Origin of the sequence: Caballeronia sp. S22 (genome assembly GCF_964261745.1) — a bacterium.
GTDB classification, from domain to species: domain Bacteria; phylum Pseudomonadota; class Gammaproteobacteria; order Burkholderiales; family Burkholderiaceae; genus Caballeronia; species Caballeronia jiangsuensis.
Map to the genome: position 1 here is coordinate 1,774,853 of NZ_OZ180036.1, position 21,248 is coordinate 1,796,100.

Consider the following 21,248-nt stretch of genomic DNA (forward strand, 5'->3'; position numbering starts at 1 on the left):
TGTTCTATCGGGTCTCTTCAGGGTTTGGTGCAATGAGCGCCATACCGAAACCACGGTCGCGCTCGTGCGCAACGCCAACCAGGGACACACCCATGAATGTCAGCGTCTTCGATCTGTTCAAGATCGGCATCGGACCGTCAAGCTCGCATACCGTCGGGCCGATGATCGCGGCGTGCCGTTTCGCGTCGCATATCGAGGACGCCAATCTGCTCGCCTTCGTCACGCGCGTGCGCGCCGAGCTGTTCGGCTCGCTCGGTGCGACCGGCAAGGGCCACGGCACCGACAAGGCCGTGCTGCTCGGTCTCGAAGGCAATCTGCCCGACCTGATCGATCCCGACATGATCGCGCCGCGCCTCGCCGACATCCGCGCGACGAAGCGCCTGAAGCTCCTCGGCAAGCATGAAGTCGTGTTCGAGGAACGCGAGCACATCGGTTTCTATCGCAAGCTGATGCCGGGCGCGCCGGGGTCGAGCATCGTGCATCCGAACGGCATGCGCTTTCAGGCGTTCGACGAGAACGGCCAGTTGCTCGTCGAGAAAGAGTATTACTCGGTCGGCGGCGGCTTCGTCGTGAATCGCGAAGGCGATCGCGTGAACGGTCTGCGGGCGGCCAACCCGGTGCCGCATCCGTTTCGCACCGGCGACGATCTGATGCGCGTTTGCCGGGAGACAGGTCTGTCTATCGCCGAAGTGACGATGCAGAACGAATGCGCGAATCGCACCGAAGCCGAAGTGCGCGAAGGCCTGCTCGCCGTGTGGCGCGTGATGGCCGCGTGCGTCGAGCGCGGCTGCAAGGAGCGCGGCGAATTGCCCGGCCCGATGCATGTGAAGCGCCGCGCAGCCGATTTGAGTGCTTCGCTGCGTTCGCGTTCCGAAGAGTCGCTGCGCGATCCGTTGTCGATGCTCGACTGGGTCAATCTCTATGCGATGGCCGTCAACGAAGAAAACGCGGCGGGCGGCCGCGTCGTCACCGCGCCGACCAATGGCGCCGCCGGTGTGATTCCCGCGGTGCTGCACTACTACGTGAAGTTCATGCACGGCTCGAACGACGACGGCATCGTGCGCTTCCTGCTCACCGCGGCCGCCATCGGCATCATCTACAAGGAAACGGCTTCGATCTCCGGCGCGGAAGTCGGCTGTCAGGGCGAAGTCGGCGTCGCGTGCTCGATGGCCGCGGCCGCGCTCGCCGCCGTGATGAACGGCACGCCCGCGCAAGTGGAAAACGCCGCGGAAATCGGCATGGAACATAACCTCGGCATGACCTGCGATCCCGTCGGCGGCCTCGTGCAGATTCCGTGCATCGAACGCAACGCGATGGGCGCGATCAAGGCGATCAACGCCGCGCGCATGGCGATGAAGGGCGACGGCACGCACTACGTGTCGCTCGATTCGGTCATCAAGACGATGCGCGAAACCGGCGCCGACATGAAGACGAAATACAAGGAGACGTCGCGCGGTGGCCTCGCCGTCAACGTCATCGAATGCTGAATTCAGGACCCCACGAAGGAAGAGAAACACCATGAGCCGCTATTCCATCTTCAGCCTCTTGCGCAACGGCATGTCGTATCACGAGAACTGGGAGCGCCAGTGGCGAAGTCCCGAGCCGAAGCGCGAGTACGACGTGGTGATCGTCGGCGGCGGCGGTCATGGTCTCGCGACCGCGTATTACCTCGCGAAAGAGCACGGCATCACGAACGTCGCGATTCTCGAGAAGGGATGGATCGGCGGCGGCAATACCGCGCGCAACACGACCATCGTGCGCTCGAACTATCTGTGGGACGAATCGGCCGCGCTGTACGAGAAAGCGATGAAGCTGTGGGAAGGCCTCTCGCAAGACCTCAACTACAACGTGATGTTCTCGCAGCGCGGCGTGATGAACCTCGCGCATACGCTGCAGGACGTGCGCGATACGGAACGCCGCGTGAACGCGAACCGCCTGAATGGCGTCGATGCCGAGTTCCTCACGCCGCAGCAGATCAAGGAAATCGAGCCGACGATCAACCTCAACAGCCGCTATCCGGTGCTGGGCGCGTCGATTCAGCGTCGCGGCGGCGTCGCGCGTCACGATGCGGTGGCCTGGGGCTTCGCGCGCGGCGCGGACCGTGCGGGCGTCGACATCATTCAGAACTGCCAGGTCGTCGGCATTCGCCGCGATGGAAGCCAGGTGACGGGCGTCGATACGACGAAGGGCTTCATCAAGGCGAAGAAGGTCGCGGTCGTCACGGCAGGCAGCACGACGACGCTCGCCGACATGGCCGGCGTGCGTCTGCCGATCGAAAGTCATCCGCTTCAGGCGCTCGTTTCCGAGCCGATCAAGCCGGTCGTGAACACGGTGATCATGTCGAACGCGGTGCACGCGTACATCAGCCAGTCCGACAAGGGCGATCTCGTGATCGGCGCGGGCGTCGACCAGTACGCGGGTTACGGGCAGCGCGGCAGCTTCCACATCATCGAAGGCACGCTGGAAGCGATCGTCGAGATGTTCCCGGTGTTCTCGCGCGTGCGCATGAATCGCCAGTGGGGCGGCATCGTCGATGTCTCGCCGGATGCATGCCCGATCATCTCCAAGACCGACGTGAAGGGACTCTACTTCAACTGCGGCTGGGGCACGGGCGGCTTCAAGGCGACGCCGGGCTCGGGCTGGGCCTATGCGCACACGATCGCGAAGGACGAGCCGCATGCGTTGAACGCGCCGTTCTCGCTGGATCGCTTCTATACCGGTCATCTCATCGACGAACACGGCGCGGCTGCCGTGGCTCACTAACCGCATCGAGGAAAAGAAACATGTTGCTGATCGAATGCCCCTGGTGCGGGCCGCGCGCCGAAACCGAATTCTCCTGCGGCGGCGAAGCGGATATCGCGCGTCCGCTCGACACGGAAAAGCTCACCGACAAGGAATGGGGCGACTACCTCTTCATGCGCAAGAATCCGCGCGGCGTGCATCGCGAGCAATGGATGCATGCGCAGGGCTGCCGGCGCTGGTTCAAGGCGCAGCGCGATACGGTGAGTTATGAAATCCAGGGCTACGAGACGTTCGACCGTCCGCTGGCTGTGATGCAAGACAACGGAGGCACGTCGAAATGAGCCAGAAAGACCGACTCGGCATGGGCGGGCGCATCAATCGCGCGATCCCCGTGACCTTCACGTTCAACGGCAAGACTTATCACGGTTTTGAAGGCGATACGCTTGCGTCCGCGTTGCTCGCGAACGGCGAGCGCTTCGTCGCGCGGAGCTGGAAATATCACCGTCCGCGCGGGATCATCACCGCGGGCGTGGAAGAACCGAATGCAATCGTGCAGCTCGAAACCGGCGCGTACACGGTGCCGAATGCGCGCGCCACGGAAGTCGAGTTGTACCAGGGTCTGGTCGCCGCGAGCGTGAACGCGAAGCCGAACATCGAGAACGACCGCATGGCGGTCAATCAGAAGATCGCGCGCTTCATTCCCGCGGGCTTCTACTACAAGACGTTCATGTGGCCGCGCAAGTTCTGGCCGAAGTACGAAGAAGTGATCCGCGATGCGGCGGGTCTCGGCGAAGCGCCGAAGCATCTCGATGCCGATCGCTACGACAAGTGCTTCGCCCACTGCGATGTGCTCGTGGTCGGCGGCGGCCCGTCGGGTCTCGCGGCGGCGCATGCGGCGGGTCTGTCGGGCGCGCGCGTGATTCTGGTCGACGATCAGCGCGAACTCGGCGGCTCGCTGTTGTCGTGCCGCGCGGAGATCGACGGCAAGCCCGCGCTGCAATGGGTGCAGAAGCTCGAAGCCGAACTGCGCAGGATGCCTGACGTGAAGATTCTTTCGCGCAGCACGGCGTTCGGCTATCAGGATCACAACCTCGTCACGATCACGCAGCGCCTGACGGATCATCTGCCCGTATCGCGGCGCAAGGGCACGCGCGAACTGATGTGGAAGGTGCGTGCGAAGCGCGTGGTGCTCGCGACGGGCGCGCACGAGCGTCCCATCGTCTTCGGCAACAACGATCTGCCGGGCGTGATGCTGGCCTCCGCGGTGTCGACGTACCTGCATCGCTATGCGGTGCTGCCGGGCCGTCAGGCCGTCGTCTTCACGAACAACGACGACGCCTATCAATGCGCGCTCGATCTGAAGGCGGCAGGCGCCGAGGTGACCGTCGTCGATCCGCGTCCGGCCGAATCGAAAGGCGCCTTGCCCGCAGCGGCCCGCCGCTACGGCGTGCGCGTGCTGAACAACGCGGTGATCACCGTTGCGCGCGGCAAGCTGCGCGTGGCGTCGGTGGAAGTGGCTTCGTATGCGAAGGGCGAGGTCGGCCCGAAGCAGACCGATCTGCAATGCGACCTCGTCGCGATGTCGGGCGGCTGGAGCCCGGTGCTGCACCTCTTCGCGCAATCGGGCGGCAAGGCGCACTGGCACGACGAGAAGGCGTGCTTCGTGCCGGGCAAGGCGATGCAACTGGAAAGCAGCGTCGGCGCATGCGCGGGCGAGTTCTCGCTGGCGCGCGGCATCCGCTTCGGCGGCGATGCCGGTGCGGAAGCGGCGCGCGCGGCGGGTCATATCGTCGTGAAGCCGAATCCCGTGCAGGTCGCTGAAATCGTCGAAGCACCGATGATGCCGCTGTGGATCGTCGGCAACCGGGACATGTCCACGCGCGGCCCGAAGCAGTTCGTCGACTTCCAGAACGACGTGTCCGCGGCGGACATCTATCTGGCGGCGCGTGAAGGCTTCGAATCCGTCGAGCACGTGAAGCGCTATACGGCGATGGGCTTCGGCACCGACCAGGGCAAGCTCGGCAACATCAACGGCATGGCGATTCTCGCGCAGGCGCTCGGCAAGACGATTCCCGAGACCGGCACGACGACCTTCCGCCCGAACTACACGCCTGTCACGTTCGGCACGTTCGCGGGCCGCGAGCTCGGCGAGTTTCTCGATCCGGTGCGCAAGACCGCGATTCACGAATGGCACGTCGAGAACGGCGCGATGTTCGAGGACGTCGGCAACTGGAAGCGTCCGTGGTATTACCCGAAAGCCGGTGAGGACATGCACGCGGCGGTCGCGCGTGAATCGCTCGCGGTGCGTCAGAGCGTCGGCATTCTCGATGCATCGACGCTCGGCAAGATCGACATCCAGGGCCCGGATTCCGCGAAGCTCTTGAACTGGATGTACACGAATCCGTGGAGCAAGCTCGAAGTCGGCAAGTGCCGTTACGGCCTGATGCTCGACGAGAACGGCATGATCTTCGACGACGGCGTGACGGTGCGCCTCGGCGAACAGCACTACATGATGACGACGACCACCGGCGGCGCGGCGCGCGTTTTGACGTGGCTCGAACGCTGGCTGCAGACCGAATGGCCCGACATGCGCGTGCGTCTCGCATCGGTGACGGATCACTGGGCAACTTTTGCGGTCGTCGGCCCGAACAGCCGTAAGGTTCTGCAGAAGGTGTGCCACGACATCGACTTCGCGAACGCATCGTTCCCGTTCATGAGCTATCGCGACGGCACGGTGGCGGGCGCCGCGGCGCGCGTGATGCGCATCAGCTTCTCGGGCGAACTCGCGTACGAAGTAAACGTGCCGGCCAACGTCGGACGCGCGGTGTGGGAAGCGCTCATGCTGGCGGGCGCGGAATTCGACATCACGCCGTACGGCACGGAAACGATGCACGTGCTGCGCGCGGAGAAGGGCTACATCATCGTCGGTCAGGATACGGACGGTTCGATGACGCCTTACGACCTCGGCATGGGCGGGCTGGTCGCGAAGTCGAAGGACTTCATCGGCAAGCGTTCGCTGACGCGTTCGGACACGGCGAAGGCCGGGCGCAAGCAGTTCGTCGGCCTTCTGACCGATGATCCTTCGTTCGTGCTTCCGGAAGGCGCGCAGATTGTCGCGGGTCCGTTCCAGGGCGACACCGCGCCGATGCTCGGTCACGTCACGTCGAGCTATTACAGCCCTATTTTGAAGCGTTCGATTGCATTGGCCGTCGTGAAGGGCGGCCTCGAGAAGGTCGGCGAATCGGTCATGATTCCGCTCGCGAACGGCAAGCGCATCAACGCAAAAATCACCAGTTCGGTGTTCTACGACAGCGAAGGAGCACGTCAGCATGTTGAATGAGATCAAAGGTTCCTCGACGGTCGTCGATCGCGCAATCAGCGGACAGGCTCTGAGCGGCACGTGGCAGGAGTCTCCGCTCGTCGGCGCCGATGCGTTGATGAAATCGCATCAGAGCGGCTCGCCGAAGGCGTTTCGTCTGACGGAGCGGCCGTTCCTCGAACTCGTGAACGTGCGTGGCGACACGCGCGATCCCGCATTCGTCAAGGCGGTGCAGAACGTGATCGGCTGCACGCCGCCCGAGAAGGCGAACACCATCGCGCGCGGCAACGGCTACACGATGCTGTGGCTCGGCCCCGATGAATGGCTCGTGCATTCGGATACGGCCCACGACGCATCGCGTCCCGCGCCGCTCGAAGCGAAGCTGCGCGACGCGTTCGTCGGTCAGTTCTCGGCGGCGGTGGATATCGGCAGCGGTTATACGGTGCTCGACATCGATGGTCCGAAGACGCGTGAAGTGCTCTCGCGCGGCTGTCCGCTCGATCTGCATCCGAAGATGTTTGGTGAGGGACAGTGCGCACAGAGCCACTATTTCAAGGCATCTTTGACGCTCGTGCCGCTCGGCGGCGATCGCTTCGAGATGATCGTGCGCCGCAGCTTCGCCGATTACTTCGTGAAGATGATGCTCGACGCCGCCGAGCCGCTGCTCTCATGAAGCCGTTCGAACCGCTCGAAGCAGGTGGGCAGGGCTGGCGCGTGATCGTCGATGAGTTGATCGTGAAAACGCGCGTCGGCCTGTACGAGCATGAGCATGAAGGGCCGCAGCCCGTGTGCATCGATGCGAGCCTGAGGTATCGCGGCATGCCGCATGAATCGGACGATGGTCTGATCGATTACGAAGCGTGGTGCAATCGCGTGAGTGCGTTCCTTGAGACGAAGGGGCATACGCGTTTGCTGGAGACGCTCGCGGTCGAGATCGCGGCGCTTTCGTTCGAGGAATGGCCTGCGCTCGATGCGCTCACGCTCGTGCTGCACAAGCCGAAAATTCGCGAAGGCACGAAGCGGCTGGGGCTCGAACTCGACTGGCGGCGTGCGGATTTCGAAGCGTGGCGGTTGAGCGCTTCCGCGCATCACATGTCAGTGCGATGAATGCGTCGCGCGATGCCGCCGCGCGACTCTCCGAGCGTGCGTGCAAGAGGCATGACGCGGATGCTGCGCTCGCGTTGCTCGATCGGAGTATTGCGCTGAAGCATCGGCGGATTGCGTTGATTCGATATCTGCACGCGCAGTATCTCGATGCGCCGTTGGAAGCGCGGCATCATGAGTATGTGAAGGTGATTGCGTCGCGGTTGAGTGTGGAAGTATTGATGCAGATCGCGGCAGCGGCGCGTGCGCGGTTTGGTGCGTGACGTGCGTTGGATGAATTCCGAAGGGGTATGAGGTAGGGCGATTCGAGGCCGCGCTTGCGCGGCCTTTTTTTGATCGCAGCCTGGCGCTCTTAACCCTTCACCTCTCCGAACTCTCGCGTGACGCGCGCCACCGACTCCTTCCGCGCCCGTTTCCCCTCCGCCACGAAGTACGGCGTATCCACCCGCCCCAACGCCTCCCTCCCCCGAACCCGATCCGCGATCTTCTCCGCCAACATGATCGTCGGCGCATTGAGATTACCCGTCGTGATCTGCGGCATGATCGAAGCATCGACGACGCGCAGTCCTTCCATCCCATGCACGCGTCCTTCCCCATCGACGACAGCCATATCGTCATAACCCATCTTGCACGAGCAAGAAGGATGAAATGCCGTCTCCGCTTTCGCTCTTACGAACGCATCGAGTTCCGCATCGCTTTTCAGATCGTCGGAAGGATGAAGCTCGCGACCGCGATAACGCCCAAGCGCAGGCTGATGCATGATCTCCCGCGTGATGCGAATCGCGTCGCGGAATTCGCGCCAGTCGAGCGGATCGGCCATATAGTTGAAAAGGATGGCGGGATGCGCATTCGGATCGCGCGACTTGAGCTTCACGTGTCCGCGACTCGGCGAGCGCATCGATCCGACATGCGCCTGGAACCCGTGCATCCTGATCGGGTTCGAGCCGTTGTAGTTGATGGCCACCGGCAGAAAGTGATACTGGATGTTGGGCCAGAGGTCATCGTCGCGCGTGCGGATGAAGCCGCCCGCTTCGAACTGATTGCTCGCGCCGATGCCCGTACCGTTCAGCATCCACTCGAGCCCGATCCCCGGCTGATTCCACCACTGCAACGCCGGATACAAGGACACAGGCTCCTTGCATTCGTATTGCATGTACATCTCCAGATGATCCTGTAAGTTCTCACCGACACCCGGCAGATCGTGCACGACCGGAATCTCAAGTTCCTTCAGCCAGTCCGCACGCCCGACGCCCGAGCGCTGCAGCAACTGCGGCGAAGCGATCGCACCGCTGCACACGAGCACCTCGCGCCGCACATGCGCCGTGACGCGCTGCCCGCCATGCAGATACGCGACTCCGATCGCACGCTTGCCCGAGAACAGCACGCGGTCAGTCGTTGCATGCGTGACGATTGTGAGATTGCCGCGATGCTTCGCGCGATCCAGATATCCGCGCGCCGTACTTGCACGTCGTCCGTTCGCGGTCACGGTGCGATCCATCGGGCCGAATCCTTCCTGCTGATATCCGTTCAGATCCTCGGTGCGCGGATAACCCGCCTGCACGCCGGCCTCGACCATCGCGGCGAACAGCGGATTGTTGCCGGGCTTGCTCGTCGTCACATGCACGGGACCATCGCCGCCGTGATACGCATTCGGGCCGATATCGCGTGTCTCCGCCTTCCGGAAATACGGCAGACAGTCGAGATAGCTCCAGTCATCGAGCCCCGGCATCGACGCCCAGTTATCGTAATCGAGCGCATTGCCGCGGATATAGCACATGCCATTGATGAGCGACGATCCGCCCAGCCCCTTGCCCCGCCCGCACTCCATGCGACGGTTGTTCATATGCGGTTCGGGCTCGGATTCATACGCCCAGTTATAGCGTCGTCCCTGAAGCGGATAAGCCAGCGCCGCAGGCATTTGCGTGCGGAAGTCGAAGCGATAGTCCGGCCCGCCCGCTTCGAGCAGCAGCACGGTCACATCCTCGTCTTCGGTGAGACGCGATGCGAGCACGTTGCCCGCCGATCCCGCGCCGACGATGATGTAGTCGTATTCGTTCGCGCTCATCGCAATACTCCTTAAAACACGGGCTGATAAGGGCCGAGCTCGACCTGCACGGACTTGACGCGCGTATAGGCGTGCAACGTGACGATGCCGTTCTCGCGACCGATGCCCGATTGCTTGTAGCCGCCCACGGGCATTTCCGCCGGCGATTCTCCCCACGTATTGATCCAGCAAATCCCCGCTTCGAGCCGATGAATCACGCGATGCGCACGCGACAGGTTCTCCGTCACGACGCCCGCCGCAAGACCGTAGTCCGTATCGTTGGCGCGCGCGATGACTTCGTCTTCGTCATCGAATGCAAGAATGCTCATCACGGGGCCGAATATTTCCTCGCGCACGATGCGCATGTCGTCGCGGCAATCGGCGAACACGGTCGGCTCGACATACTGGCCGCGAGCGAAGACGCCATCGGTCATGCGCGCGCCGCCCGCGACGAGCCGTGCGCCTTCGCGCTTGCCGCTCTCGATGAAGCCGAGCACCTTCTGCAATTGCGCCGCGCTCACGAGCGGCCCGAAGTTCGTGCTGGGGTCATCGGGTGCGCCGATGCGAATGCGCTTCACGCGCTCCAGAACCAGCGCTTCGAACCTGTCGATGACGCCGCGCTCCACGAACACGCGCGTGCCGTTCGTGCACACCTGTCCCGAACTGAAGAAGTTCGCGCTCATCGCGATATCGGCGGCGCGTTCGAGGTTCGCATCGTTGAAGACGATGAGCGGCGACTTGCCGCCGAGTTCCATCGTCACTTCCTTGAGCGTCGAGCCGCCCGCGCGCGCCATCACTTTCTTTCCCGTCTCGACGCCGCCTGTGAACGAAATCTTCTCGATGCCGGCATGTTCGGCGAGCATCGCGCCGACGCGGCCATCGCCCTGCACGACGTTGAAGACGCCCGCGGGCACGCCCGCTTCGGTGTAGATCTCGGCGAGCTTAAGCGCAGTCAACGGCGTGACTTCGCTCGGCTTGAAGATCATGGCGTTGCCCGCGGCGAGCGCGGGCGCGGACTTCCAGCATGCGATCTGAATCGGGTAATTCCACGCGCCGATGCCCGCGCACACGCCGAGCGGTTCGCGCCGCGTATAGACGAACGACGTTTCCCGCAGCGGGATCTGCTCGCCTTCGATGGCCGTCGCGAGGCCCGCGTAGTACTCGATGACATCCGCGCCCGTGACGATATCGACGGCGCGCGTCTCCGCGATCGGCTTGCCGGTATCGCGCGTTTCGATCGCGGCGAGTTCGTCGTTGCGCGCGCGAAGCAGGTCGACCGCGCGGCGCAGGATGCGCGAGCGCTGCATCGCGGTCATCGCGGCCCATTCGCGCTGGCCTTCACGCGCCGATCGCACCGCGCGATCGATATCCGCCTCCGACGCCTGCTGCACGCGCGCGAGCGTTTCGCCCGTTGCGGGATCGAGCGTGTCGAAGGTTTCGCCGCTCGTCGCATCGACGTATTCGCCGCCGATATAAAGCCGTTGCTCTCCGAATGCGGACATGTCGCGCTCCTCTGCTTGAATGTGGGTGATCAGCCGCGCGCTTCCAGCACGAGGTCGATGTAGTCGTAGGCGAGTCGCAGCGCGCCCTTCGTATCGAATGGTTCGCCCGCGAGCGCGCCGCGCAGCCACAGGCCGTCGATCAACGCGGCGAGGCCGCTTGCGGCGCGGCGCGCGGCCGGCTTCGTCAATGCTCGCGCGAAATCCGCGCACAGGTTCGAGTTCAGGCGCCGCGTGTTCACGCGTTGCAGCCGCCGCAATTCCGGCTTGTGCATGCTCTCCGACCAGAACGCGAGCCAGGTTTTCATGACCGGTCCGTTCACCTGTTCGACATCGAAGTTCGCCGCGACGACTGCGCGCAGCTTCGACCGCGGATCGGGCTTCGCGGCCTTGCGCCGGCGTGACGTGCCCTGCCACAGCGAGCGCAGCACATGACGCATCGTGGCTTCGAGCAGGCCGTCCTTGTCGCCGAAATAGTGACTGACGATGCCCGTCGATGTGCTCGCGCGCTGCGCGACCGAGGCGAGCGTCGCGCCCGCGAGGCCGGATTGATCGATGGTGTGCAGCGTCGCGTCGATGAGTTGCGCGCGGCGGATTTCGCGCATTCCGAGCTTGGGCATGGCGGTTCTGTAATCGATGATTTGCGCCGATACTAGTTTTTTTATTTTGAACAGTCAATCAATAAAAACCGGGTCGAAAGGCTTTCGGGGCGCGATGTCGGTTTCAGTCAAACGCGCGTCGCATTGAGTGACAGTCGCGACTGTGCGAGAGCGCTACCCTCGTTGCACGGGCGCGATGACCCGATGAAGTGCGGCGGGCTCATCGCGCGTGCCGTCCACGAAACATGGAGACGATCAATGAGCAGCAATCGCGGCGTCGTTTATCTGGGGCAGGGCAAGGTCGAAGTGCAATCCATCGACTATCCGAAAATGGTCGATCCACGCGGCCGCGACGTCGGTCACGGCGTCATTCTGAAAGTCGTCAGCACCAATATCTGCGGCTCGGACCAGCACATGGTGCGCGGCCGCACGACCGCGCAGGTCGGTCTCGTGCTCGGCCATGAGATCACGGGCGAGGTCATCGAAGTCGGGCGCGACGTGGAAACGCTATCGGTCGGCGATCTCGTTTCGGTGCCGTTCAATGTCGCGTGCGGCCGCTGTCCGACTTGCAAGGCGCAGCACACGGGCGTGTGCCTGAACGTGAATCCGTCGCGGGCGGGCGGCGCGTATGGCTATGTCGATATGGGCGGCTGGATCGGTGGCCAGGCGGAATACGTGATGGTCCCGTACGCGGACTTCAATCTGCTGAAGTTTCCCGACAAGGCGCAGGCGATGTCGAAGATTCGCGATCTCACCTGCCTCTCCGACATTCTTCCGACGGGTTATCACGGCGCCGTGATGGCGGGCGTCGGGCCGGGTTCTACGGTGTATATCGCGGGCGCGGGTCCTGTCGGGATGGCGGCGGCCGCGTCGGCGCGCATTCTGGGCGCGGCGTGCACGATCGTCGGCGACATGAACGAGGAGCGTCTCGCGCACGCACGCGCGATGGGCTTCGAGACGATCAATCTGTCGAACGACGCGACGCTCGGCGAGCAGATCGAGCAGATACTCGGCAAGCCGGAAGTGGACTGCGCGGTCGATTGCGTGGGCTTCGAGGCGCACGGCCACGGCAGCGACAGCGGCCACGAAGCGCCCGCGACCGTGCTCAACTCGCTGATGGAAATCACGAAGGCGGCGGGCGCGATCGGCATTCCGGGTCTCTATGTGACCGACGATCCGGGCGCCGTCGATGCCGCCGCGAGGAAGGGCAGCCTGAGCATCCGCTTCGGCCTCGGCTGGGCGAAGTCGCACTCGTTCCATACCGGGCAGACGCCGGTCATGAAGTACAACCGCAATCTGATGCAGGCGATTCTGTGGGACCGTCTGCCGATCGCGGATATCGTCAACGTGACGGTGGTGTCGCTCGATGAAGCGCCGGATGGCTATCGCAAGTTCGATGGCGGCGCGCCGCGGAAGTTCGTCATCGATCCGCACGGGCTGCTGAAGGCGGCTTAATGCCGTTTGCCCCTGCGGTTTTTTCGGCCGCAGGGGCGTTGGTCTGCACAGGTCTCAAAGAGAACCCATCAAACGATTCCCGTCATGTAGTAGACGGCGATAACAAAGAACACGGCCAGCGTCTTGATGACCGTCACCGCGAAAATATCGCGATACGACTCGCGGTGCGTCAGCCCCGTCACCGCGAGCAGCGTGATGACCGCGCCGTTGTGCGGCAACGTATCCATGCCGCCCGAAGCCATCGCCACCACGCGATGCAGCACTTCCAGCGGAATATGCGCGGCCTGCGCGCCGGCGATGAACGTATCGGACATCGCCGCGAGCGCGATACTCATGCCGCCCGACGCCGAGCCGGTGATGCCCGCGAGCGAGCTCACGGAAATGGCCGCGTTGACGAGCGGATTCGGGATGCTCTTGAGCGCATCGCTGACCACGAGGAAGCCCGGCAAAGCGGCGATCACACCACCGAAGCCATACTCCGAAGCCGTGTTCATCGCCGCGAGCAGCGCGCCCGCGACAGCCGCCCGCGTGCCCACGGCGAAGCGCTCTTTCACGCGCGAGAAGGCCGTCAGCAGGACGAGCACGATACCCATCAACAACGCGCCTTCGACCGCCCAGATCGCCACAACGGTCTTGACCGCCGTGGTAACCGGCGCGTGCACGCCCGGCAGCACTTCCGGCGGCACGGTATAGCTCGCGCCGTACCACGTCGGAATCCACTTGGTCAGCGCGAAATTCGCGACGCCGACGAGAATCAGCGGCGCGATCGCGAGCAACGGATTCGGCAGCGACGTCGATTCCACGCGCTCCGGCTCGTTCACGAGCGACGTGCCGTAGCCTTCGCCCTTGGCCATCGCCGAGCGGCGGCGCCATTCGAGGAACGTCAGCCCCACGACGATGATGAACACCGACCCGATCACGCCGAGCCACGGCGCGGCCCAGCCGGTCGTCTTGAAGAACGTCGTGGGGATGATGTTCTGGATCTGCGGCGTGCCCGGCAGCGAATCCATCGTGAACGAGAACGCGCCCAGCGCGATCGCGCCCGGCATCAGGCGCTTCGGAATATTGCTCTGGCGATACATCTCCGCCGCGAACGGATACACCGCGAACACGACCACGAACAGCGACACGCCGCCATAGGTGAGCAGCGCGCACACCGCGACGATCACCGCATTCACGCGCGACTTGCCGATGTAGCGAATCGCCGCGGCGACGATCGACTCGGAGAAGCCCGACAACTCGATGACCTTGCCGAACACCGCGCCGAGCAGAAACACCGGAAAGTAGAGCTTCACGAAGCCGACCATCTTCTCCATGAAGATGCCGGAGAACACGGGCGCGACGGCGGCGGGATCGGTGAGTAGGACGGCAGCGAGCGCCGCGATCGGGGCGAAAAGAATGACGCTGTAGCCGCGGTAGGCGGCGAGCATCAGGAACGCCAGGGCGGCGAGCACGATGATGAACGACATTGAGTCTCCGTGAGTGGTTTGTTCTTTGAAGCATAGTGCGCGCTTCTTCTGGAAGCGCTGCGGGCGCGTCGGTAACGCACCGCGCGGGCAGAATGCAGGTTTCGTGCCAGCCGGTTACAACGAAGCCGCTGCGGGCATCGGACGAGCATGCCATCGCAACGTTTCACCCAGATGTCTCAAAATAGAGACATCTTCGGCACCACGCGCGATCACGCGACTTGTCAAGACTAGTACAGATGCGGATTGCCGGCGAGTCTCCTGATTGAGATATTTGTCTCAATATAGAGAAAACGGAGACTTTGGGCGCCATGCGCAACGACTGGATCAACGTGCCCCTGGACTACAGCGACGTGATGCGCCGCGCGATGGAGTCGCTTTTCAAGACCTTCGAGAATCTGAGCGAAGGCACCTTCATCGTCGATGCGGACGCGCGCGTCGTGTGGATCAACAAGCGCTACGCCGCGCGTTTCGGATTCGACGATCCGCTCGACGCGATCGGCCTCGACTGCGAAACCGTGATCCCGAACAGCCTGATGCGCGAAGTCGTCGCGACAGGCAAGCCGATCCTGCTCGACGTACTGGAGACGGACCGCGAGCCGCTCGTCGTCACGCGTCTGCCGCTCAAGGACGATGCGGGCGTGATCATCGGCGCGATCGGTTTCGCGTTGTTCGACGAGATGAAGGCACTCACGCCGCTTTTCGCGCACTACTCGCGCGTGCAGCAGGAACTGATCGCGACACGCCAGTCGCTCGCGCAGGCGCGGCGCGCGAAGTACACGTTTTCGAGTTTCGTCGGCACGAGTCCGGTCAGTCTCGAAGTGAAGCGGCAGGCGCGACGCGCGGCGCTCGTCGATTCTCCGGTGCTCTTGCTGGGCGAAACCGGCACCGGCAAGGAACTGCTCGCGCATTCGATCCACGGGGCATCGACGCGCGCCGGCAAGCCGCTCGTGACGGTCAACGTCGCGGCCATTCCGGACACGCTGCTCGAAGTCGAATTCTTCGGCGCGGCGGCGGGCGCGTACACCGGCGCGGAGCGAAAGGGCCGCGTCGGCAAGTTCGAGCTGGCCGACGGCGGCACGCTCTTTCTCGACGAAATCGGCGACATGCCGCTGCCCTTGCAGGGAAAACTTCTGCGCGTGTTGCAGGACAAGGAGTTCGAGCCGCTCGGCTCGAATCGCATCGTGCGCGCGGATGTGAGGATCATCGCGGCGACGTCCGCTGATCTCTCCGCGCTCGTCGCGGCGGGACGCTTTCGCGCGGACCTGTTCTATCGCCTGAACGTGCTCACGATTCAGGCACCGCCGTTGCGCGACCGGCTGGGCGATATCGAGGCGCTCGCCTACGCGATTCTCGAAGACCTGTCCGCCGACACGCGGCCGGGGCACGGCGGTCATTTCGTGCTGCACAAGGATGGTCTGCAACTGCTGGAGGCGTATTCCTGGCCCGGCAATGTCCGCGAGCTGCGCAACACGCTGGAGCGAGCGCTGATGCTCTCGGAGACCGAGCATATCGATGCCCGCGCGTTGAGCGCATTCATCGATGCGGGGCGGGTCGCGATCGCGGCGCAGGCGGAGCCGTCGGAGCAGGAAGATGGCGATCCGCCGAGCCTCTCATATGCGGACGCCATGACCGATTTCGAACGGCGTTTTCTCTCCGATGCGTTGCGCGCGAGCGGCGGGCGCGTCGCGGATGCGGCGGAGAAAATCGGCATTGGGCGTGCGACGTTGTACAAGAAAATCGCGGCGCTGGGGATCGCCGTCTGACGGATTTTTGCGAACACGCCGGATCGACGCGAAAGCTTCGCGTGGCATACTCCCGAAATCGAAAATAACGACCAAGAATCAAAGGGGTACGGCATGAAGCGCGGGATGAAAATCGGCAGGGCAATCGGCCTTTCGGCCATGTTCGCGGGCAGCGCGTGGGCGCTTGCCGGATGCAGCAGCGCGCCGCCGCTTTTTTCCAACGATGGCCGCCCGACGCAGCAGATCCAGTGCCCCACGTACAGCGGCTGGAGCAACTGCACCGACAACGCGAAGGCGCTCTGTCCAAGCGGCTACGACGTGCTCGGGCAATCGACCGAGAACAATCAGAACGCGCTGCTTATCGCCTGCAAGGGAAGCTAGCCGGTCAGCTTTGCTGCGTCTCGCGCAGCATCGTCACGTCGTAACCGAGCGCGCGTGTGCGCTCGATCAGCGTGCGGCGCAATTCGGCGGAAGGCTTCGCCTCGCGCGTCAGGATCCACAGATAACGCCCGGTCGGCTCGCCGACGATGGACCATGTGTAATCGTCGGCGTGATCGAGAATCCAGTAGTCGCCGACATAGAACGGGCCGAAGAACGACACCTTCAGCTTCGTCCCGTTCGATCCGGGGACGATCTTCGCGCGTCCCTCCGCCGAGCGGTATGAACCGTTCACGCCACCTTGTCTGCACGCATTGACGACCGACACGAGTCCGTCCACGCGTCGCGCATAGTTTGCGGTGACGGCTTCGCAGTTGCGTTCGAAGCGATTCTCGTAGCGCGCGAACTTATGCCAGTGGCCGAGATAACGGTCGAGATCGACGGCCTTCGATGGTTCGGGCACGTTGTCGTTGCCGCTCTTGCGCGCCCCGTTCGATGCGCACGCGGCCAGCGTGACGATGCCGCCGATCAAAGCCAGCGCCGCGGCGCCGTATGCCCAAGGTCTACTGATTTTCATGTTGCCCGGTTGGGTGAGAAGTGCGAAGGCAGATCGATCAGCAAGCTTCGTTCCGCCGCGCGCGTCTCCCGGATTTCCTCACCTTCAGGTCCGTCCGACGGCACGCGCTGAATCCGGCGCGAGGCGCAAGTGGCTGTCCTGATTGGGTTTTATTCGGCGTCCGCGGCCCCGGCGATACGACGTTCTTCCGGCTCCCGAATCACCTCACCTTGACTGCACACACGCGATTCATCGCCCGCCGCGCCGATTTTGCATGCCCTGCCCGACAGTGCGACCGATGCAACGCGTCGCGAACGAGCGAGATGTCGAATACGTTAAAGAACAATGGCTTGCATCGTCCACTTGAGAGAAGGAATGAGCAACGAAGTTGCTTCGCGATCCCGAATGATCCTATGTAGAGTGAGCTGCGTATCCATCGAACGGCTCACCGTCGCCACGCTCCCGAAACGTCTCACCTTGTTGTCCGGGGTATTCTCTCGCTCTTCACATCCAACGCTCAAAGCAGCATGCCTTCGCCGGTTTCCTTGCCTCAAGCATTCGCATCACTGCCTTCGCTGCTTACTCCGCTCGTCACGATTATCCTGCCGGTCTTCGGTCTCATCTTCGCGGGCTACGCGTGCCGCAAGCTGAACAGGCTCGGACCAGGCGCGGCGTCCGAGCTGAATCGCTTCGTCGTCTTTCTAGCGCTGCCGGCGCTGCTCTTCGACATCATGGCGAAGACGCCGTGGAGCATGCTCGATCAGCCCGCGTTCATCGCTGCGTTCGGCATCGGCGCGGCGGTGATCTTTCTGCTGACGCTCGTCGTGCGGCTGATGCAGTCGCGTCATCTCGCCGATGCGAGCATCGACGGATTGAACGCGGCGTATCCGAATACCGGATTCGTCGGCTTGCCGCTTTGCCTGCTCGCGTTCGGCAAGGAAAGTCTCGCGCCGGCCGTGATCGCGACCATCATCACCGTCTGCGTGATGTTCGCGGTCGCGATCGTGTTGATCGAGCTGGGATTGCAAACCGAGAAGCACATCGGTGCGACGCTCGGGCATGTGGCGAAGTCGCTGGTGAAGAATCCGTTGCTGATCGCGCCGGTCGCGGGCGCATTGCTGAGCGGCTCGGGCGCGCATGTGCCGGAAGGCGCCGAGGCGTTGCTCAAGTTGCTGGGCGGCGCGGCGAGTCCTTGTGCGCTTGTCGCGCTCGGTCTTTTTCTCGGCGCGAAAGGCGAGGCACGCGCCGTCGGGACGACGAGCGCGCTCGTGACGATGAAGCTCGTCGCCCAGCCGCTCCTGACCTGGTGGCTGGCTTTTCATGTGTTCAGCCTGCCGCCGCTGTGGGCGAAGAGCGCCGTGATACTGAGCGCGCTGCCGACCGGCACCGGCCCCTTCATGCTCGCCGAGTTTTATCGACGCGAGGGCGGGGTGACATCGAGCGCGATTCTTTTCTCAACCGTGGTCTCGCTCATCACGGTCACGCTCTGTCTGACCTTGATGCTTTGAGCACGCAAAAAAACGCCCGGCGCGAGTGCACCGGGCGTAACCACCTTCTGTTCGACGGTGGAGGAGGGCCAGTTCAGACTGCTTCCTCTGAGTTCTGCAAGTTGCTGCTGCTTATCGCGTGGTGCTGCCGTCGCGGGCGTCTGCGCGAAGTTGCGCGTGCCGTTCCTGATACGGGCGCAACTGCGGGTAGCTCAGCGAATTGACGGCGTCGAGATCGCCCGCGCGGCGCGCGCTCGCGAGTTCCGCCTTCACTTCAGCACGCGATTTCCCCGCCGATGCCGACTGAGCAAAAGCGGGCGCGGTGGCGAGAAGCGCGGACAGAACCAGACCGCCGATCAATGCGTTTTTCATTTGAAGCCTCCTGGATGCCTGTGCGTCGGACCCGACGCTTGAATTGCAGTCTAGGAGGATTCCTATTGGACAAAAATACCGATTGAGCCAACACATTGTTGTCGAGACTGGATGAATGCTGGCCCGCGATTCGCAAGCAATCGTCGCCTGAATGCGGCCGTCGTCACGACATTGGCGAAGGCTTCAGGCTCGTCCAACGAGCGTCATGTTTCGTTTACGAATCAAAAACTAAACGGAATACAAGTTACTCCAGACTTATCCACAGAAACTGTGGATAACCGTGGGGATAGCTCATCGGGAACCGCGCGCCGTCGCGGTGAAAGGTAGATTGCTTGATTCGTCGCAAAAATAGTCCGCGACGCGCCGAGACGGCATCGAAGACGATAACCTTGCGATGCGCCTATCATGTGCACGCGCGTCGTTTCGAGGACGGCGTTTTCCGGACCGATCATCGTCCGGGTCATCCACCTTTTCATCCTTTCACGGGGAAGATTTCATGGCCTTAAAGATTGCGGTGGTCGTTGGTAGCCTGCGGCGGGATTCGTTCAACAAGCAGCTCGCGCATGCGCTCGTGTCGCTTGCGCCGAGCGATTTTTCCTTCGAGTTTCTCGACATCGGCACGCTGCCGCTCTACAGCCAGGATTACGACAGCGACTTTCCCGAAGTCGCGCGCGCGTTCAAGCAGAAGATCGCCGATGCGAACGGCTTGCTGATCGTCACGCCGGAGTACAACCGCTCGATTCCGGGCGTGCTGAAGAACGCGCTCGACTGGGCCTCGCGTCCGTGGGGGCATAGCGTGTGGGGCGGCAAGCCGGGCGCGATCATCGGGACGTCGGTCGGGGCGATCGGCACGGCGATCGCGCAGTCGCATCTGCGCGGCGTGTGCGCATATCTGGATATCGTGCTGATGAATCAGCCGGAGATGTACATCAAGCACGACGAATCGCGCATCGATGCGAGCGGCAATATCGTGAGCGAGGACACGCGCAAATATCTGCAGACGTTCATGGACAAGTACGCTGCGTGGGTGCGCGATCGCGCGGCATGAGCGCTCACCTTGCCTGACGCAAATACGGCCCGCTGAGCGGGCCGTATTTATTGTGCTGCTGCTACCGAAGATGGAATCAAACGTGATGATGTCCCGTCACGCGATCCCATCCGTGGCGGATCGCCGCCTTGAAGCGGTCCCACGTATCGCCTTCGGGATGCTTGCTTTCCCAGTCGCGACGCGTCTCGTACTCCATCTGATCGTCCCACGCGCGGCTGCGGAAGCGATCGTCGTTGCCGAGCGTCGCGCCGTAGCGATACGCACCCTGATAGTCCTCGTAAGGCTCGCCCGTCGCCGAATACTTCGAGTCGTAATCGGCGCGGAAGTCCTCTTCATACTCCATGTATTCGTTGGGCACCGTTGCCGGCCCAGTGGTCGTAGGAGCGGGACCGACCGGCCCCGCGCCTTGCGTGCCTGCGGAAGCCAGCACCGGATCAGGTGACGATCCCGCCGCGCGCGCCGCTCCGGCCTGATACGGCGCGGCTGGTTCGTCGAGCGGTCCGAGCGGTTCTACCGAGCGCCATTCAGAAGCCATGTCCGTGCGTACGCCCGGCAGCGGGTCGCGTTCGGCGGGAACGGCGCCCGTCGTGCGAAGCGGATCGCGCCCGGCAAGCGCATCGCGTTCCGAGAGCGATTCGCCCGTGAGTCCGTCGCGCGCCGCGAGCGGGTCGGCGGGCACGCCGGCGATTGGGTCGGCGAGCGGATCGATGCCGGTCGTCGCATACGGATCGCGGCCCGTTACCGGATCGCGTCCGGCTAGCGGGTCGCGTGCCGTGCGCTCGGCTTCGCTCATCATCGATTGAGTCTGCGACTGCGATTGCGACTGCATGCCGCCGCGCGGCATCAACGTATCGTCGGCGGGGTCGCTGACGTAATCGCGCGGAGCGACCGCGGCCGGGTCGCCGACATCGGCGTGCGGATAGGCGCGCGCGCGCAAAGGCGTCATGTCCGGATCATTCACCGGCTCGCGTCCCGGAACGGCGCTGCCGCGTCCGAGGCCCAGTTCGTCGAGCACCGAATGATCGCGCTCGTCGGCGGCAGCGGCGGACACTTCCGGCGTGCCGTGTTCCAGCGTCGACCAGCTCGCCGCGCGTTCGTCGATATCGATTGCGCCCTGATCGCTCAAGGTCGCGCGCGCGACATCCGCTTGCTCGGCGCTCGGCGTGTCGACAGCGACGAGAATCGCGCCGCGCCGCACGGCCTCCGAATAATGCGCGACTTCCGGCGGCTGATCGCGCCCGCCGAAGAGCATGCTGAAGAAGCGCTCGATATTCGCGAGCATGCCCGGCTCCTGATGCGTGACGGCGTCGGGCATCTCGGACGGCGCGGCCGCGTCGTCGCGCTTCGGATTGGCTTGCAGTTCGATATCCGCGCGCGGGAAACCTGCGGCGATCAACGCCGAACGGGCGTCCTCGGCTTGCGCATAAGTATCGA

The 21,248-nt window shown here is 63.5% G+C and carries 19 protein-coding genes; 12 read left to right on the plus strand and 7 right to left on the minus strand.

Features of this window, described 5'->3' with window-relative positions; translation table 11 throughout:
• Nucleotides 1-92: 92 nt before the first annotated feature.
• Genes ACEN42_RS23525 through ACEN42_RS23555 form a run of 7 tightly spaced genes read left to right on the plus strand, consistent with a single transcriptional unit; the run spans nt 93 to nt 7,428 of the window.
• Complete coding sequence (locus ACEN42_RS23525; RefSeq protein WP_238293510.1) at nt 93-1,487, plus strand: L-serine ammonia-lyase; 1,395 nt, start codon at nt 93-95, stop codon at nt 1,485-1,487.
• A gap of 31 nt (nt 1,488-1,518) precedes the next feature.
• Nucleotides 1,519-2,763, plus strand: a complete 1,245-nt coding sequence (locus ACEN42_RS23530) for a sarcosine oxidase subunit beta family protein (RefSeq protein ID WP_035502665.1) — start codon at nt 1,519-1,521, stop codon at nt 2,761-2,763.
• Between the two features lie 20 nt (nt 2,764-2,783).
• Complete coding sequence (locus tag ACEN42_RS23535; RefSeq protein WP_035502661.1) at nt 2,784-3,083, plus strand: sarcosine oxidase subunit delta; 300 nt, start codon at nt 2,784-2,786, stop codon at nt 3,081-3,083.
• Nucleotides 3,080-6,082: a sarcosine oxidase subunit alpha family protein gene (locus ACEN42_RS23540; RefSeq protein ID WP_371881654.1), complete on the plus strand. Its 3,003-nt coding sequence runs from the start codon at nt 3,080-3,082 to the stop codon at nt 6,080-6,082. Before ACEN42_RS23535 ends, ACEN42_RS23540 begins: the two co-directional genes overlap by 4 nt.
• The gene (locus ACEN42_RS23545) at nt 6,072-6,734 is read left to right on the plus strand and encodes a sarcosine oxidase subunit gamma (RefSeq protein WP_371881655.1); all 663 of its coding nucleotides are present in this window, start codon (nt 6,072-6,074) and stop codon (nt 6,732-6,734) included. Before ACEN42_RS23540 ends, ACEN42_RS23545 begins: the two co-directional genes overlap by 11 nt.
• Nucleotides 6,731-7,168 (plus strand): dihydroneopterin aldolase, encoded by a 438-nt coding sequence (locus ACEN42_RS23550; RefSeq protein ID WP_371881656.1) that lies wholly within the window; start codon nt 6,731-6,733, stop codon nt 7,166-7,168. The genes ACEN42_RS23545 and ACEN42_RS23550 overlap by 4 nt, the downstream gene beginning before the upstream one ends.
• Complete coding sequence (locus ACEN42_RS23555; protein ID WP_238214442.1) at nt 7,165-7,428, plus strand: hypothetical protein; 264 nt, start codon at nt 7,165-7,167, stop codon at nt 7,426-7,428. Before ACEN42_RS23550 ends, ACEN42_RS23555 begins: the two co-directional genes overlap by 4 nt.
• A gap of 89 nt (nt 7,429-7,517) precedes the next feature.
• Here the strand turns inward: ACEN42_RS23555 and betA are convergent, their stop codons facing one another.
• The 3 genes from betA to betI are packed head-to-tail and all read right to left on the minus strand — an operon-like array spanning nt 7,518 to nt 11,328.
• Nucleotides 7,518-9,230 (minus strand): choline dehydrogenase, encoded by a 1,713-nt coding sequence (betA, locus tag ACEN42_RS23560; protein ID WP_371881657.1) that lies wholly within the window; start codon nt 9,228-9,230, stop codon nt 7,518-7,520.
• Between the two features lie 11 nt (nt 9,231-9,241).
• Nucleotides 9,242-10,711 (minus strand): betaine-aldehyde dehydrogenase, encoded by a 1,470-nt coding sequence (gene betB / locus ACEN42_RS23565; RefSeq protein ID WP_371881658.1) that lies wholly within the window; start codon nt 10,709-10,711, stop codon nt 9,242-9,244.
• A 29-nt stretch (nt 10,712-10,740) separates the two neighbouring features.
• Nucleotides 10,741-11,328, minus strand: coding sequence for a transcriptional regulator BetI (betI, locus tag ACEN42_RS23570; protein WP_035502635.1), 588 nt, complete (start codon nt 11,326-11,328; stop codon nt 10,741-10,743).
• 237 nt (nt 11,329-11,565) lie between these two features.
• Between betI and fdhA the strand changes: the two genes are divergently transcribed.
• Nucleotides 11,566-12,762 carry a formaldehyde dehydrogenase, glutathione-independent gene (gene fdhA, locus ACEN42_RS23575; RefSeq protein WP_371881659.1) on the plus strand — a complete coding sequence of 399 codons (1,197 nt, stop codon included), beginning with the start codon at nt 11,566-11,568 and terminating at the stop codon, nt 12,760-12,762.
• Nucleotides 12,763-12,830: 68 nt separating this feature from the next.
• On the opposite strand, the gene ACEN42_RS23580 is transcribed toward fdhA, so the two are convergent.
• Nucleotides 12,831-14,231 carry a GntP family permease gene (locus tag ACEN42_RS23580; RefSeq protein ID WP_035502627.1) on the minus strand — a complete coding sequence of 467 codons (1,401 nt, stop codon included), beginning with the start codon at nt 14,229-14,231 and terminating at the stop codon, nt 12,831-12,833.
• Nucleotides 14,232-14,539: 308 nt separating this feature from the next.
• On the opposite strand from ACEN42_RS23580, the gene ACEN42_RS23585 reads away from it, so the two are divergent.
• Together ACEN42_RS23585 and ACEN42_RS23590 are read left to right on the plus strand one after the other, a co-directional pair.
• Nucleotides 14,540-15,994 carry a sigma-54-dependent Fis family transcriptional regulator gene (locus ACEN42_RS23585; RefSeq protein WP_187605377.1) on the plus strand — a complete coding sequence of 485 codons (1,455 nt, stop codon included), beginning with the start codon at nt 14,540-14,542 and terminating at the stop codon, nt 15,992-15,994.
• 105 nt (nt 15,995-16,099) lie between these two features.
• Complete coding sequence (locus tag ACEN42_RS23590) at nt 16,100-16,354, plus strand: hypothetical protein (RefSeq protein ID WP_371881660.1); 255 nt, start codon at nt 16,100-16,102, stop codon at nt 16,352-16,354.
• Between the two features lie 4 nt (nt 16,355-16,358).
• Here ACEN42_RS23590 and ACEN42_RS23595 read toward each other — a convergent pair whose 3' ends face one another.
• Nucleotides 16,359-16,928: a lipocalin family protein gene (locus ACEN42_RS23595; RefSeq protein WP_371881661.1), complete on the minus strand. Its 570-nt coding sequence runs from the start codon at nt 16,926-16,928 to the stop codon at nt 16,359-16,361.
• Between the two features lie 506 nt (nt 16,929-17,434).
• Here ACEN42_RS23595 and ACEN42_RS23600 point away from each other — a divergent pair.
• Complete coding sequence (locus tag ACEN42_RS23600; RefSeq protein ID WP_371881662.1) at nt 17,435-18,415, plus strand: AEC family transporter; 981 nt, start codon at nt 17,435-17,437, stop codon at nt 18,413-18,415.
• A 111-nt stretch (nt 18,416-18,526) separates the two neighbouring features.
• On the opposite strand, the gene ACEN42_RS23605 is transcribed toward ACEN42_RS23600, so the two are convergent.
• Complete coding sequence (locus ACEN42_RS23605; protein WP_035502619.1) at nt 18,527-18,766, minus strand: DUF4148 domain-containing protein; 240 nt, start codon at nt 18,764-18,766, stop codon at nt 18,527-18,529.
• 496 nt (nt 18,767-19,262) lie between these two features.
• On the opposite strand from ACEN42_RS23605, the gene ACEN42_RS23610 reads away from it, so the two are divergent.
• Entirely contained in the window at nt 19,263-19,814 is a 552-nt protein-coding gene (locus ACEN42_RS23610) for an NADPH-dependent FMN reductase (protein WP_035502617.1), read from the plus strand.
• Between the two features lie 76 nt (nt 19,815-19,890).
• Here the strand turns inward: ACEN42_RS23610 and ACEN42_RS23615 are convergent, their stop codons facing one another.
• Nucleotides 19,891-20,940 carry a hypothetical protein gene (locus tag ACEN42_RS23615; protein ID WP_371881663.1) on the minus strand — a complete coding sequence of 350 codons (1,050 nt, stop codon included), beginning with the start codon at nt 20,938-20,940 and terminating at the stop codon, nt 19,891-19,893.
• Nucleotides 20,941-21,248 lie beyond the last annotated feature (308 nt).

Coding starts and splice junctions, on each gene's coding strand:
- ACEN42_RS23525 (WP_238293510.1), top strand. CDS start 93: ATGAATGTCAGCGTCTTCGATCTGTTCAAGATCGGCATCGGACCGTCA.
- ACEN42_RS23530 (WP_035502665.1), top strand. CDS start 1,519: ATGAGCCGCTATTCCATCTTCAGCCTCTTGCGCAACGGCATGTCGTAT.
- ACEN42_RS23535 (WP_035502661.1), top strand. CDS start 2,784: ATGTTGCTGATCGAATGCCCCTGGTGCGGGCCGCGCGCCGAAACCGAA.
- ACEN42_RS23540 (WP_371881654.1), top strand. CDS start 3,080: ATGAGCCAGAAAGACCGACTCGGCATGGGCGGGCGCATCAATCGCGCG.
- ACEN42_RS23545 (WP_371881655.1), top strand. CDS start 6,072: ATGTTGAATGAGATCAAAGGTTCCTCGACGGTCGTCGATCGCGCAATC.
- ACEN42_RS23550 (WP_371881656.1), top strand. CDS start 6,731: ATGAAGCCGTTCGAACCGCTCGAAGCAGGTGGGCAGGGCTGGCGCGTG.
- ACEN42_RS23555 (WP_238214442.1), top strand. CDS start 7,165: ATGAATGCGTCGCGCGATGCCGCCGCGCGACTCTCCGAGCGTGCGTGC.
- betA (WP_371881657.1), bottom strand. CDS start 9,230: ATGAGCGCGAACGAATACGACTACATCATCGTCGGCGCGGGATCGGCG.
- betB (WP_371881658.1), bottom strand. CDS start 10,711: ATGTCCGCATTCGGAGAGCAACGGCTTTATATCGGCGGCGAATACGTC.
- betI (WP_035502635.1), bottom strand. CDS start 11,328: ATGCCCAAGCTCGGAATGCGCGAAATCCGCCGCGCGCAACTCATCGAC.
- fdhA (WP_371881659.1), top strand. CDS start 11,566: ATGAGCAGCAATCGCGGCGTCGTTTATCTGGGGCAGGGCAAGGTCGAA.
- ACEN42_RS23580 (WP_035502627.1), bottom strand. CDS start 14,231: ATGTCGTTCATCATCGTGCTCGCCGCCCTGGCGTTCCTGATGCTCGCC.
- ACEN42_RS23585 (WP_187605377.1), top strand. CDS start 14,540: ATGCGCAACGACTGGATCAACGTGCCCCTGGACTACAGCGACGTGATG.
- ACEN42_RS23590 (WP_371881660.1), top strand. CDS start 16,100: ATGAAAATCGGCAGGGCAATCGGCCTTTCGGCCATGTTCGCGGGCAGC.
- ACEN42_RS23595 (WP_371881661.1), bottom strand. CDS start 16,928: ATGAAAATCAGTAGACCTTGGGCATACGGCGCCGCGGCGCTGGCTTTG.
- ACEN42_RS23600 (WP_371881662.1), top strand. CDS start 17,435: ATGCCTTCGCCGGTTTCCTTGCCTCAAGCATTCGCATCACTGCCTTCG.
- ACEN42_RS23605 (WP_035502619.1), bottom strand. CDS start 18,766: ATGAAAAACGCATTGATCGGCGGTCTGGTTCTGTCCGCGCTTCTCGCC.
- ACEN42_RS23610 (WP_035502617.1), top strand. CDS start 19,263: ATGGCCTTAAAGATTGCGGTGGTCGTTGGTAGCCTGCGGCGGGATTCG.